The 13,112-nt window shown below is 43.2% G+C and carries 10 protein-coding genes; 5 read left to right on the forward strand and 5 right to left on the reverse strand.

Going from position 1 to position 13,112, the window contains the following annotated elements; all coding sequences use genetic code 11:
- The first annotated feature begins 7 nt into the window (after positions 1–7).
- The 4 genes from coaBC to MR764_RS12915 all read left to right on the forward strand — a co-directional run bounded on the left by coaBC (position 8) and on the right by MR764_RS12915 (position 4,737).
- On the forward strand, positions 8–1,210 hold the full coding sequence (gene coaBC / locus MR764_RS12900; protein ID WP_247979836.1) for a bifunctional phosphopantothenoylcysteine decarboxylase/phosphopantothenate--cysteine ligase CoaBC: 1,203 nt from the start codon (positions 8–10) through the stop codon (positions 1,208–1,210).
- Between the two features lie 4 nt (positions 1,211–1,214).
- Positions 1,215–2,126 (forward strand): DUF4835 family protein, encoded by a 912-nt coding sequence (locus MR764_RS12905; protein ID WP_247979837.1) that lies wholly within the window; start codon positions 1,215–1,217, stop codon positions 2,124–2,126.
- Between the two features lie 113 nt (positions 2,127–2,239).
- Entirely contained in the window at positions 2,240–3,895 is a 1,656-nt protein-coding gene (recN, locus tag MR764_RS12910; protein WP_247979838.1) for a DNA repair protein RecN, read from the forward strand.
- 2 nt (positions 3,896–3,897) lie between these two features.
- Positions 3,898–4,737 (forward strand): S1-like domain-containing RNA-binding protein, encoded by an 840-nt coding sequence (locus tag MR764_RS12915; RefSeq protein WP_247979839.1) that lies wholly within the window; start codon positions 3,898–3,900, stop codon positions 4,735–4,737.
- Here MR764_RS12915 and MR764_RS12920 read toward each other — a convergent pair.
- Genes MR764_RS12920 through MR764_RS12935 form a run of 4 tightly spaced genes read right to left on the reverse strand, consistent with a single transcriptional unit; the run spans position 4,734 to position 10,260 of the window.
- Positions 4,734–5,954 carry a DUF6340 family protein gene (locus tag MR764_RS12920; protein ID WP_247979840.1) on the reverse strand — a complete coding sequence of 407 codons (1,221 nt, stop codon included), beginning with the start codon at positions 5,952–5,954 and terminating at the stop codon, positions 4,734–4,736. The genes MR764_RS12915 and MR764_RS12920 overlap by 4 nt on opposite strands.
- On the reverse strand, positions 5,955–6,977 hold the full coding sequence (locus MR764_RS12925) for a DUF6340 family protein (RefSeq protein ID WP_247979841.1): 1,023 nt from the start codon (positions 6,975–6,977) through the stop codon (positions 5,955–5,957).
- Positions 6,977–8,026, reverse strand: a complete 1,050-nt coding sequence (locus tag MR764_RS12930) for a DUF6340 family protein (RefSeq protein ID WP_247979842.1) — start codon at positions 8,024–8,026, stop codon at positions 6,977–6,979. The genes MR764_RS12925 and MR764_RS12930 overlap by 1 nt, the downstream gene beginning before the upstream one ends.
- A 26-nt stretch (positions 8,027–8,052) precedes the next feature.
- Positions 8,053–10,260 (reverse strand): hypothetical protein, encoded by a 2,208-nt coding sequence (locus MR764_RS12935; RefSeq protein ID WP_247979843.1) that lies wholly within the window; start codon positions 10,258–10,260, stop codon positions 8,053–8,055.
- Between the two features lie 88 nt (positions 10,261–10,348).
- Here MR764_RS12935 and MR764_RS12940 point away from each other — a divergent pair, with 88 nt between their 5' ends.
- Positions 10,349–12,115 (forward strand): M20/M25/M40 family metallo-hydrolase, encoded by a 1,767-nt coding sequence (locus MR764_RS12940; RefSeq protein ID WP_247979844.1) that lies wholly within the window; start codon positions 10,349–10,351, stop codon positions 12,113–12,115.
- Between the two features lie 271 nt (positions 12,116–12,386).
- Here the strand turns inward: MR764_RS12940 and MR764_RS12945 are convergent, their stop codons facing one another.
- Entirely contained in the window at positions 12,387–13,031 is a 645-nt protein-coding gene (locus MR764_RS12945; protein ID WP_247979845.1) for a YdcF family protein, read from the reverse strand.
- Between the last annotated feature and the right edge of the window lie 81 nt (positions 13,032–13,112).

A 13,112-nucleotide genomic window follows, 5' to 3' on the forward strand; every position in this document is an offset into this window, starting at 1 on the left:
CATGCCCATGCGGCTGAAAGGAAAAAATATTATACTTGGAATTACGGGAAGTATTGCAGCTTATAAAGCAGCAATGCTTCTTCGGCTTTTAATAAAGGAAGGAGCCGAGGTTCAGGTCGTAATTACTCCGGCGGGAAAAGAGTTTATTACACCGGTTACTTTATCGGCATTGTCGAATAAACCGGTGGTGAGTGAGTTTTTTGGCGCCAACGACGGATCATGGAACAGTCATGTTGATCTTGGATTGTGGGCCGATCTTATGCTGATAGCGCCGGCTACAGCTTCCACGCTTGGCAAAATGGCCAACGGAATTGCCGACAACATGTTGGTGACCACTTATTTGTCGGCAAAATGTCCGGTATTTATTGCACCTGCCATGGATCTTGATATGTTTGCTCATCCTTCCACTCAACGGAATATTTCGATACTCCGCGGGTATGGAAATGTGATCGTAGAACCCGGTTCAGGAGAGCTGGCGAGCGGACTGGAAGGAAAAGGCAGGATGGAAGAACCCGGGAACATTCTCAATCTGGTAGTGGAACATTTTTCAGTAAAAAAAAAACTTCTGAATCGTAAGTTCCTCGTAACTGCCGGTCCTACTTTTGAAAAAATTGACCCCGTTCGTTTTATCGGAAATTATTCTTCCGGTAAAATGGGATACGCCCTTGCCGAAGAATTGGCTGATCAGGGTGCAGAAGTGATACTTGTATCCGGGCCGGTGTCGGTTTTGGCAAAAAACAGTGCGATTAATGTGGTCAAGGTAGAGTCGGCACAAGAAATGTACGAAGAATGTGTTTCTGTCTTCCCCTCGTGCGACGGAGCCGTGATGTGTGCTGCCGTAGCCGATTTTACTCCGGTTGATAAAGCACGGGAGAAAACCAAAAGAGGCAAGGAAAATTGGTCCATCGAGTTACAACCCACAAAAGACATTGCTGCGGAGCTCGGAAAACTGAAAAAAGAAAATCAGCTTTTGGTGGGCTTTGCGCTCGAAACCAATAATGAACTGGAGAATGCCGGAACAAAGCTGGTGAAAAAGAACCTCGATTTTATTGTTCTAAATTCGTTAAACGATTCGGGCGCTGGTTTTGGCGTTGACACCAACAAAATTACAATTGTGGCAAAAGACAATAAACCGGAGATTTTTGAGTTAAAATCAAAGAAAGAAGTTGCCCGCGATATTGTTGGGAAGATTATTGAACTGAAACCTTGACAGCATGATCAGAAAAATTGCAAGTACCTTATTGATTACAGCTTTTGTGTTATTCGGCGCCATGGCGCAGGAGTTGCGTTGTAATGTTACGGTTTCTGCACGTGGAATTCAGGGGGCCAATCAGAATCTTTTCCGAACCATGCAGTCGGATATTTACGATTTTATGAATAACCGCAAATGGACAGAGCATGTTTATGGTTACGATGAAAAAATCCGCTGCAACATTCTTATTCGTTTGGATGAACAGGTTTCTGCCGATGAGTTTAAAGGATCTATCCAGGTACAGCTAACCAGGCCGGTGTTTAATTCGAGCTACACTTCTACGGTGCTAAATATCAAAGACAACGATTTCCATTGCAATTATGTAGAGTTTCAGCCGCTTGAATTTAATGAAACTTCAAATCGCGACAACTTGACCAACATTTTGGCTTATTACGCTTATATCATTCTTGGTTTTGATTACGACACTTTTTCTCCGGAAGGAGGAACCGAATTTTTTCAGAAAGCACAGTCGATTGTAAATAACTCGCAAAATGCCCGGGAAAGAGGTTGGAAATCATTCGAAAGTGAACGCAATCGTTATTGGCTGACCGAAAATATCTTAAATAAATCCTATTCTTCTTTCCGGAGCTGCATGTATAATTACCACCGCATGGGACTTGATATCATGTCGGATCGGGCAGAAGAGGGGCGCGCCACTATTGCCAATTCGTTGCGCGATATCCAAAAAGTATTTCGCCGTCGTCCGTCGACCTATATTTTGCAGATATTTTTCGATGCCAAAGTCGATGAGTTGGTAAACGTCTTTTCAAAGTCGTTTCCCGATGAACGCAGCCGGGTGCTCACCATCCTGAACGAGGTGGATCCTTCGAACGGAAGTAAATACGAAAAGATCAATGAAAGTGAAGACATGTGATCTTACCTGCTCATCGTTAATATTATTCTCCGCATAAATCTTTTTTGAAATAACTGAAAAGAAAAAGTCAGTTGTCCTATTTTTGGTATTTTTACCCGAAATACAATTTGAATATGCTTGCCCGATTATACATATCCAATTATGCTTTGATCCAGGAATTACAGGTCGATTTTAGCCGAAATCTGAATACTGTAACCGGGGAAACCGGCGCCGGAAAATCCATAATTCTTGGAGCACTTGGACTGATTCTTGGCAATCGTGCAGATTTGTCGGTGTTAAAGGAAAAGGAAGAGAAATGTGTGGTGGAAGGTCAGTTTGAAGTCAAGACTTATCAACTGAAGCCGTTTTTCGAGGAGAATGATCTGGATTACGACGAAATCACCATTCTGAGGAGGGAAATAACACCAGCCGGAAAATCGAGGGCTTTTATAAACGATACGCCGGTTACCCTGAAAACGCTTCGGGATTTGGGATTAAAGCTAATCGATATTCATTCTCAGCATCAAAACCTGGAATTGGGGAACCAGAAATTTCAACTCGATTTGGTGGATGCAGTTGCCGGGGCCGGAGAAGCGCTGGCCGACTATAAAAAACAGTTCCGGCTGTATCGAAATACAGCAAAAGAACTGGCGGCCTTAAAAGAACAGGCTGAAAAGGAACAAGCCGATCTGGATTACTACCAGTTTCAGTTTAATCAACTGGAAGAAGCTGCCCTGAAAGAGAATGAGCAGGATGAACTGGAAGAAGAACTGGGACGCCTGACACATGCCGAAGAAATCAAAACGGGTTTTACAACCGTTGTCCAGCTTTTGGACGATGAACGTTTTTCGGTTATTCAGAACGTGAAAGACGGGAAAAAAGCCCTCGAAAAGATAAGGAACTATATAACAGAAGCCGCCGGTTTAGAAAGCCGGCTGGAGAGTGCGATGCTCGAATTGCGCGATATTCTGGATGAAGCGGAGGCTTTGGCTGAAAAGATTGAACACGACCCGGAACGCATTCAGGAAGTGAATGACCGGTTAAATTTGATTTACAGTCTTCAGCAAAAACACAATACCGATAATGTAGCCGCTTTGATTGAGCTACGCAACGAACTGGATCAGAAAATCAGCAAAGTAACCGGTTACGATGATGAGATTCGTGAAAAAGAAAGCGAATTGGCCCACCAAAGTAAGTTGCTGGAAGAAAAGGCCGGTAAGCTGACATCGGTTCGAAAAAAGGCATTTGCAGTAATCGAAAAGTCGGTGGTGGAGGATCTGCAGCAACTTGGAATGAGCAAAATCCGTTTTGTGGTGGAGCACACGCTGATGAGCAATTTCGGCCCGGAAGGAAAAGACGAAGTGGCTTTCCTGTTTAGTGCGAACGCCGACTCGGCGCCTGATGAAATTTCGAAAATTGCATCGGGTGGTGAAATGTCGCGGCTGATGCTGGCCATTAAAAATTTATTGAGAAGCTCGAAGGCGCTGCCCACCATTATTTTTGATGAAATCGATACGGGCGTGTCGGGCGAAGTGGCCATTAAAATGGGAGCGATTATTAAGTCATTCTCAGACACCACACAAATCATAAATATTACGCATCTTCCGCAAATAGCAGCCCGCGGCGATGCTCATTTTATGGTGTACAAACTGGAACAAAACGGACGAACTTATACGTCGATCAGGCAATTGTCGGAAAACGAACGCATAGAAGAACTGGCAAAAATGATGGGTGGAGATAAACTCACCGATACAACAATTAGCGCAGCGCGCGAACTTTTAGCAAATTAATTATGACAGAAATAGGAAAAATAAATACACTCGATATTGTTCGTGAAACTGGAAACGGAGTTTATCTTGACGGAGGTGAGCTGGGCGAAATTTTAATGCCCCAGAAGTTTGTCACCGATGAAATGAAAGCAGCCGGAAAAGCAGAGGTTTTTGTGTACACCGATTCGGAAGACCGCTTGGTGGCAACTACCGAAAAACCGTTGGCCAAAGTGGGTGAACTTGCCTGCCTTGAGGTGAAGCAGGTGACCAACGTTGGCGCTTTTCTCGATTGGGGACTTCCCAAAGACTTGCTGGTGCCTTATCGCGAGCAGCGCGAGAGAATGGAAGTGGGGAAGAGTTACTGGGTGCATGTTTTTCTCGACCTGCTTTCGAATCGTATCGCGGCAACAACCAAACTGCAGAAATACCTCGATAATACTCCGCCGGAATATAACCCGGGGCAGGAAGTGGATCTGATTATTTTTGACGAAACGGATCTGGGCTATAAGGCCATCATCAATCGCGAACATACAGGAATGCTGTACAAAAACCAGGTGTTCAAGGAACTCCGGATAGGTGATGTAACACGTGGCTTTATCGCAAAGGTTCGGAAAGATGAAAAAATCGACCTGATGCTGGAAAAGCCCGGTTACGGAAAAGTAGACGACATTTCTGCAAAAATTCTGAAAGAGCTGAAAAACAACCGGGGCTTTATGGCGGTATCCGACAAATCATCTCCCGATATGATTCAGGCCCTGTTTGGCATCAGCAAAAAAACATTTAAACAGGCGATTGGCGGTTTGTACAAAAAACGGCTGATTAGTTTTGAATCCGATGGCATTAAACTGGTGGAAGAAGATTAGTGTTGTTGGTCGCCGGTAAAAGACATCTGTTTATCCAGTATTCTGAAATCCAATTTACGAACACCCAGGATATTCAGATAGCTTTTACAATTGTAGGAATGAATTTCATCCTTTTCTCCAAATATGTGATACGAACGAACTACCCAGTCAATGGCAGCATCAATATCCCCTTCCATTTCGCAGGCCAGTCCCAAATTGTACATACACTTGGCTGCAATCCTTTTGTTCGGATTGTCGATATTCTTTTTCCAGTAGTTGGCTGCTTCCAGCCAATTTCCTTTTTTTAGAAAATCTTCGGATTGTTTCAGGTCAGGATGCCCCGATTTATAATACATCCGTTCTACTTCCATCCAGTGAGGAATAATCATTTGCGCAAACTGAGTACCGTTCATGTCTGCCGAATTCAAAACTGCATCTCTGCGTGGCGGAACAACTTTTAATGCGTTTTGCAGAAAGATACATTCTCCTTCCCATGTAATAGGATTCTTATGCAAATAATGATAGAGGAACATGTTTTTATTCAAATCATATATACTCCAAAGTGCATTTACTTCTGCCAACTCTGTAACGTTGTAATAGCCTTCCGCAAAAGTCTCATTGGTGTCTATTTCGTTCCGTGTAAAAAAATGATCCAACGATAAAAGAAAATCAGCCCCTGTAGAATCAGAAATGGCTTTCAGTTCATTAGAAGTATATAATCCGAATTCGGGATCCAGCATCTTATCATCTGCCTTGTTTTCTGTGGAAGCAGGTAATTCTTTTAAATAACTCGCAATAGCGAATGAATTTACGTATCCAATATAGGAATCAGGATTTGCAGTTGAATCTATTTTCGCGAGTTGATGAAAATTGAGGGTGTCTTTGACCAAAATTGAAGAATAATCGCACGGTTCCAGCTCAATAATTCGATCAAAAAAATCCTGCTCCAGGATTCCTGCAAGGAAATAGTCGTAATAGATTTTTGAGGCAACACTGTCCATGTTACTTGTGTCACTCATCTCTTGTCCCAGAACTTTGTAATGAATGAGTTCGGGATTATACGCCACATTGGTATTGTTGTAGCGTACGGCAAGTTTTCGGTATACTTTGGGAAGCGTGATTTCTGCCGGTTGAAGGACTTCAATTTTTATCGAACTTGTCTGCAAAAAACGGGCACATCCCTGTAAAAAAGCAGCGATAAAGAAAACAGTGATTAAGGTTAGAGGTAAACGTTTCATTTATTCATGGTTTAGTTTTGAAATGTCACGCATGCGTTTTTGAAGTGCATTTTGATAGAAAAGGATTCGTTTGATATCTTCTTTACTCCGGTATTTTGTGGCCAGTTGCATTGCAGCCGTCAGCCAGCTCGATGCGGTATCCATGTCGTCTTTCATTTCGTAAGCCAATGCCATGTTGTACCTCGCCTGTATGGCGATTTTCCCGTTGTCGTCTCCCACATAACGCTTCCATAGTAATATGGCATTATCCCATTCTCCTTTTTGCAGGTAGGTTTCAGCAGAAGCGAAGTCGGGGAGTGGCGGTACCGAATACATTCGGTTGGCCGTTTGCCACGAGGCAAAAAAACGTTTGGCATAGTTTTCACCTGCCATCTGGGAGGCTATTTTAAGGGCAGTTATACGCGGGGGAAGCAGTGTTTTTCGCTGGTAATTTCCCTGGTCGTCGTAACCGTTCCAGAAAACGGTATCAATCATGGTTTTCCGGTCCAGCATTCTTTTTTCAACCGGATCATAAACCGCCCAGACCGCAGCGGTTATTACTTCGTTCGATTTTGTCGGCATTTCCGCTGTGTAGGAATATTCGTTGTAAAAACACGAATAGGTTTCGAGCGAGATCATCAGATCGCTATTTGATTTATCGGTGATATTCTCGATCAAATCATAATTGAGCGGAGGCAGTTTATCGCCCCGGTGTGTTTTGAAAAGTTCGGGGAAAATATGAATGGTCTCAAACGTCTGATGATTTTTCAAATTGCCAGCCAGTTTCTGCATGGCCTGGCTTACCAGCACCGAATCGAGGTTTTCAGGATCATTAACGGCTTTTTTTAGCCGGTAATCGTCTTTGTAATAATGAATAAGCGTGTCGTTGGTGTACTTAAAATTGCGGTAAACAATCGCAGCACTTTTACTGTTTTGGGGGATCGTAATTTTGCCCGGTTGAAAAACCTCAATCTGGTATTCTTTATAAACGGTGCACGAACTGAACAATGCCAGCAGGATCACCAGTGGGAGAATGCGGTTCATTATTTAAGTTTTTCTAGTTCCTGTCGTCGCAGTTTCAGCCGTTCCAGGTAGTCGTATGTCACCTGCCGAAACATCGTATTGTACGACTCCAGTCCCCACTTTATCGCTTCATCAACATTCCCCTGAAGTTCGTAAGCTACAGCCAGATTAAATGCAGCTTTACTTTTGGTCGCTTTTGAGCTGCTTTCCGCGGCAACTTTCTTCCAAATTTCCATCGCCGAAGGCCAGTCGTTACTGTTCACCAGGTTTTCAGCCTGGGTCATCTGCGCATCTTTGTCGCTTAGAATTTGTCGTTGTTCGCGGTACCAAACCGTGCTGATTTTTTCCGAGAAATCGAGTGCTGCCGCTATACCTGCCTCCGAAAGACCTTGTTTTACCGTTGTAAAGTGAGAGAACAGTTCGCGCGCAGAACCCGCACCGTCTTCCCAGTACAAGGTATCCCGCTGGTATTCGCGTATGATCACCTTATCTTCTGACGGATCATATATTCTGAAAAGAGTTTCATAGACAACGGCCATTTGCGCTTTTACCATTTCGTAAAAAGCGTCATCTGCTGGATTGTAATAGGTATCTCGGTTGAAATTGGTAATCACCCGGGTAGTAAACATATCAACCGACAAAACGGCATCGGTGTTAAAGGTATCGCAAAGCTCTTTAACCTCGTTCCACGGCATGGTTTCACTTAGAAAAGCATTTTTTTCGTGATCAATAAAACGATCAACCGGGATAACATAATCATATCTTCCCGACTCAAAAAGCAGTTGCCCTAGCGCCTGTAACATGGTATCGGCCGATTGACGGTCATGAATAACCGTGTCAACATCGAATCCTTTTTTGAAAAAAATGTTTTGAAGCGTATCGGCAGCGGTGTCGGTGTACGAATCGTCGACTGTACGGTTAACCAAAACTAGGCTTTGAATTCGTTCAGGAAGTTCCTGTTTCGCTTTTTGCGGAATTTCAATGGTAATATATTTTGGCGTTGTGCAAGACGTAACCATTAGCAGCATCAGAGGCAAGAAACCAATAAATTTCCTGAATTTGGTATTCATACAGCGTGTTTCGTTTATACCTGAAATTAATAAACTCCCCAATATTTTCTCAAAAACCATTCCACACTCAATATTAGCAACAAAACAAAAAACAGCCATTTAAAGTTGAGCAATTCATTTACCATTTCCTGGTAATAATTTACTGTTTTGGGTTTATTGCCTGATTTGAGTTCGTCAATCAGTTGGCCTGCGCTGGCCGGCAGATAAAACTTTCCGCCACTTAGCGATGCCAGTTGATACAAGGTGTTATGATCGGCCCTTGTCACCACATCTTCCAAATTTACCGGAACAACCGTGAAACTGCCAGTTTCGTTATATTCTTCCGTTCCGATATCAACTTTGGCATCAAAAGTATAATCGCCCAACGGGAGGTGTCCCGCGTTCAAAAAATAATCTTCGCCCTGTACATCGAAGGTAAAGTTAAAATCTTCATTGTCAAAGTTTTTTAGGGTGATGTTTACTTCTCCGGTGGTGATGCGTTCAAAGGCATCATTGTACACTTCTGCATTCAGAATAACATCGTCGGTTTCGGAATATACCGGTTGGAACTCAACAATAAAATTATCTTCATTTTCGCGCAAGGCAAGGTACTGAATCAGCTGGTTGATCAATTCGTTAAAACGGTCGTGACTCTGATTCTGATAATAATCGAACAAGCGCCAGCGCCAGATCCCTTCGCCAAAAATAAAGCCCACCTTCCGGCCGTTCTTTTTCCCGGTGGCCATCAAAGGTTTTCCTGTTTCAATATTTTTTAGTTTTTGATAAAGCAGTGTAGTAAAATCAGCATCGAGTTCATAATCGGCATAAGCGACATTTAATGGCGGAAATTTTGGCAGAACTTCCAGGAAATCTTCAGATAAACGAAACGTCGCATAAATCGGATTGAATACGGGTTGGGCTTCTTCTCCCGAACCGGCCAGCGGTGTTATTTTTGCTCCCTGATCGAAAGTATTAAGCTGCGGCAGAAACGTTTTGCTTCCTACGATAAAAAGAACGGGTAACCTTCCGGCCTGAGCATTTTCAATTACCTGGGCGATCGATTTTCCCGAAGTCGGAAGTTGATTAAGAATGATCAGGTTGTAATCGTTCAGGTTCGATGGATAAGGTTCGGCGGTAAATACACTGACATCGTATGTTTTTTGTTCTTCAAGCGTATACTTAATCGCTCCAATGTCGGGGTGCGAACCATCAGACAGAATCAGGATCTTTTGCTTGTTTTCCAAAACATTGATGACAAAGCCGGCCGAGTTATTTTTGGTGTTTTGCTCGTTTTCCACCGTCTCTATTTTTGCGGTATAATGTTGCAACCCGGTCTGGTCAGCGTCAAGAATAAATTCGCGGCTTATAAAATAATTGTCATTAGGCGGGGTGATCATTACGCTTTGCAGCTCTTCGTTGCCTTTAACAACCGACAGTTTTAGCACTTTATTCCTTACTTTCGAAAAGTGCACGTCCACCTCCACCGGAAACTTATTGCCCGAGAAAGCCGTACGGTTCACGCGAATATTCTGGATTCTCGAATCGGCCACAATGGTGGTGTCTCCGAATCCGATGGTATAAACCGGGAAATTGATATCGCTGAGTTGGTTTACCGGGTTTCTTCCCTGGTTGTAAATGCCGTCGCCAACAAGAATCAGCGCACCAATATTCTGGTTAAAATGATTGTTGCTGACCGTATTCAGCATCTCACTGTAATTCGATCTTTTGGCGTTGAATGAAAGCTCATCCTTTGTGCCGGGTTCTTCTCCGAAATTATAATTTACAAGCTCGAAATCATTGCCAAGTTTATCGTTTAGTTCTTTTTTTAACGCTTTTATTTCTGTGGAAAGAGCTGTCGAATCGGGGCCTGAAATCATCGATGAAGAGTTATCCCAGGCAGCTATGATCAGCGGATTCTGGCTGATCTTTTTAAGGCTTCTCAAAAACGGAGCTAACAGCAGCACCGCAATCAGGAAAAAAGAAACAAAGCGCAGGGCCGACAGGATTCTAATCTGAATTTTGGAAAGTTCACTATTCGCTTTGTTTTTGAAATACAAAAGAATAACGATGCCCAATGCTGCGGCAAGCACAGCGAGCAAGTGGATAAACCAATATTTAGTTCCGAATGAGATCAAATCAAGTGAATTTTGAAAGTCGTAAATATACGTAACTCCTTTTTTAAAATAAGGATTTATGAGTATTATTACATAGTAAAATAAAGCAGAAATAGTTGGTGGAATTAGCCTATAAATCATTTGACAACCGGGCTTTTTTATTGCATGACCATTGGCCTGTTCTACTTGCTGACGCTTTATTTGAAACCGAAAATTAAACTACCAACCCATGAAAATTACACTGCTGTTACTTGTTATTTTGGCTTTTACAGCGTGCGCTCCGAAATTCAATCCCGAAATTTCGGTTGACGACCTGAAGGAAAATATTTATTACCTGGCTTCCGATTCGTTGCAAGGGCGACAGTCGGGAGAAAAGGGAGGATTGCTGGCTGCTGAATACATCCGTTCGAAGTTTAAAGCGGCAGGCCTGCAGTTGTTGTACAACGACGGATTTCAGCCGTTTAGTCTTGTAGCTGACGCTGAACTGGGCGACGGAAATTCGCTGGAGGTGGGTGGAAATTCGTTCCAGCCTAAAACCGACTTTTTACCCTACGCATTTTCAGGCAATACAACGGTTGAAGCTCAGGTGGTGTTTACTGGTTATGGAATTGAAGTAGACCGCGATTCATTAAAGTGGAACGATTTTGAAGGCGTGGATGTTACCGGAAAATGGATGCTGGTGCTTCAGGGCGATCCCGATTTGGATAATCCGAACAGTCCTTACCTTGAGTTTTCTACTGAACGCGCCAAAGCGCTTACCGCTTCCGATAAGAATGCGGCTGGAATAATTTTGGTTGCCGGGCCGGCTTTTAATGAGAAAGACGAACTTTCCTCGCTCTTTTTTGATAAAAACAGCAGCCGTTTTAGCATGCCGGTTCTGCAGGTGACCCGAAACGTGGCCAACGAAATTCTTGCGGGGACAGGAGAAACGATAGAATCGCTCGAAAGCAAAATCAAGGAACAGCATAAAGGTATAAATCTGGAAGTTAATACTTCCGTAAAAGCAACGGTGAATGTTCAGCTAAAGGAAAAGGAAACACGTAATATTGTGGCCATGCTGCCCGGAGTGGATGAGAAACTGAAAGATGAAGTTGTTGTGATCGGTGCGCATTACGATCACCTGGGAATGGGTGGCCCCGGCTCGGGATCACGCGCGGTTGATACAGTTGCTGTTCATAATGGTGCCGATGACAATGCTTCGGGTGTTGCTGCCGTAATTCAGTTGGCAGAGAAATTTGCTTCGTTAAAGACCAACAAAAGAACGTTGATTTTTGCAGCATTTGGCGCTGAAGAAATGGGACTTGTCGGATCGAAGGCATTCACAAACGATCCTCCGGTTGCCAGCGAAAAAATGGTGGCCATGTTTAATTTCGATATGGTGGGCCGTTTGGATACCACTACCAATGCTATCAGCATCGGCGGAACAAAAACTTCGGTCGAAACCGAACAAATACTTACCGATCTTAATACGGGTTTTGAGCTTGCATTTTCGGGAGAAGGAATTGGTCCGTCAGATCACGCATCGTTTTATCTGCAAAATATCCCGGTGTTTTTCTTTTCTACCGGAGCTCATCCCGATTACCATACACCGAAAGACGATGCCGAAATGATTAACTACGAAGGTGAGAAAAAGGTGCTGAACTACGCAGAAAAAGTGATTGAAGAAGTGACAAACCGCGATCAGAAACTTACATTTCAGGAAGCAGGCAGCAAATTCCAGCGGAGCAGGGGCGGACGTTTCAAAGTTACCTTTGGAATTATGCCGGATTACGCGGGACTTGAAAAACGCGGGATGAGAATTGATGCTGTTTCAAAAGGGAAACCGGCAGATAAGGCAGGAATGCTGCGGGGCGATATTATTACTGCGATTGAAGGCAAAAAGGTTAGTAATATTTATGATTATATGAGCCGTCTGCAAACACTAAAAGCGGGAGAAAGAGTTTCAGTTGACATAATCAGGGACAATAAAGAAACGGTACTTATCGTTCAGTTGTAATAAGCGTAATAGTTTTTTTATAACCAGGGATGCCGTTTAAAAGTGGATTACATCCCTGTTTTTTTCTGAAAGTCAATTTTAAAAAATATTCAATTCTCAATTTCGAATGCGAAATATCCAACAAAATCCGGGAAATTGGATATTGGGAATTTTGCATTGGATATTCTGCATTCGAAAATAATAACATCCCTTCTATATGCAGATATTCTTAAAAGTACTGTCATTCCTATCGTAGTGAGAATCTGTTCGGATTAGTAGACACTACTATTTTTTATATCCATCCGCGAAGCTTGTAATACGACAGCGCAAACATTTCGCGGACAAATAAAATCTCGTATTTCAGATGGTTCCAAAGCTTATAACGCACGTTGATGTTTTGCCCCACATCGGGAATAAAAATGGTGTTTCCTCCCAGTTCGTCATCATTAAAGGCAAAGTCTGCTTCGGCAACATTCTCAAATGCGGGTAATGCGTTTACTTTTTCATAACCCACTTTACGAAAACAAAATACGGCTCGTCGCATGTGCTCAAGAGAGGTTATTAAAAGAATGGGCGTTTGGTAACTGATAATGCCTGCACAATTCAGCGCCTGCGAGCTGGTATTGGTTCCTCGTGCTTCAAAAAGTATCTGGTCTTCCGCAATTGCTCTTACTTCCAGCTCTGCTTTCATTTTCTGCGGCGTACTCATACTGTCTTCCAGCTCCCCCGGCATCGCGATAACAACTTTTGCTTCGGGAAAACTTTTAACAGCCACGGCGGTGTACCAGCTTCGCATCAGGTTCGACTGGCTGGGCATGCCACCTCCTCCGAGAAGTATGATGTACTGCGGTTTTTGATTGATTTTCGATTGACTGGTTCCCAACCAGTGGTAGCCCCGGTATGGTGCCGAAGTGAGCGCGAGCACGATGCAAATCATGAAAAATATGCCTGTTACCATGAAGATATTTCGCAGGAGTCTCAAAAAATAGATACTTTTGACTTTGGTTTTATGCATCAC

This window comes from Maribellus sp. YY47, from assembly GCF_023111095.1.
In the GTDB taxonomy this organism is placed as follows: domain Bacteria; phylum Bacteroidota; class Bacteroidia; order Bacteroidales; family Prolixibacteraceae; genus Draconibacterium.

Coding starts and splice junctions, on each gene's coding strand:
- MR764_RS12945 (WP_247979845.1), bottom strand. CDS start 13,031: ATGATTTGCATCGTGCTCGCGCTCACTTCGGCACCATACCGGGGCTAC.
- MR764_RS12930 (WP_247979842.1), bottom strand. CDS start 8,026: ATGAATACCAAATTCAGGAAATTTATTGGTTTCTTGCCTCTGATGCTG.
- MR764_RS12940 (WP_247979844.1), top strand. CDS start 10,349: ATGAAAATTACACTGCTGTTACTTGTTATTTTGGCTTTTACAGCGTGC.
- MR764_RS12925 (WP_247979841.1), bottom strand. CDS start 6,977: ATGAACCGCATTCTCCCACTGGTGATCCTGCTGGCATTGTTCAGTTCG.
- MR764_RS12935 (WP_247979843.1), bottom strand. CDS start 10,260: ATGATTTATAGGCTAATTCCACCAACTATTTCTGCTTTATTTTACTAT.
- MR764_RS12920 (WP_247979840.1), bottom strand. CDS start 5,954: ATGAAACGTTTACCTCTAACCTTAATCACTGTTTTCTTTATCGCTGCT.
- MR764_RS12905 (WP_247979837.1), top strand. CDS start 1,215: ATGATCAGAAAAATTGCAAGTACCTTATTGATTACAGCTTTTGTGTTA.
- MR764_RS12915 (WP_247979839.1), top strand. CDS start 3,898: ATGACAGAAATAGGAAAAATAAATACACTCGATATTGTTCGTGAAACT.
- recN (WP_247979838.1), top strand. CDS start 2,240: ATGCTTGCCCGATTATACATATCCAATTATGCTTTGATCCAGGAATTA.
- coaBC (WP_247979836.1), top strand. CDS start 8: ATGCGGCTGAAAGGAAAAAATATTATACTTGGAATTACGGGAAGTATT.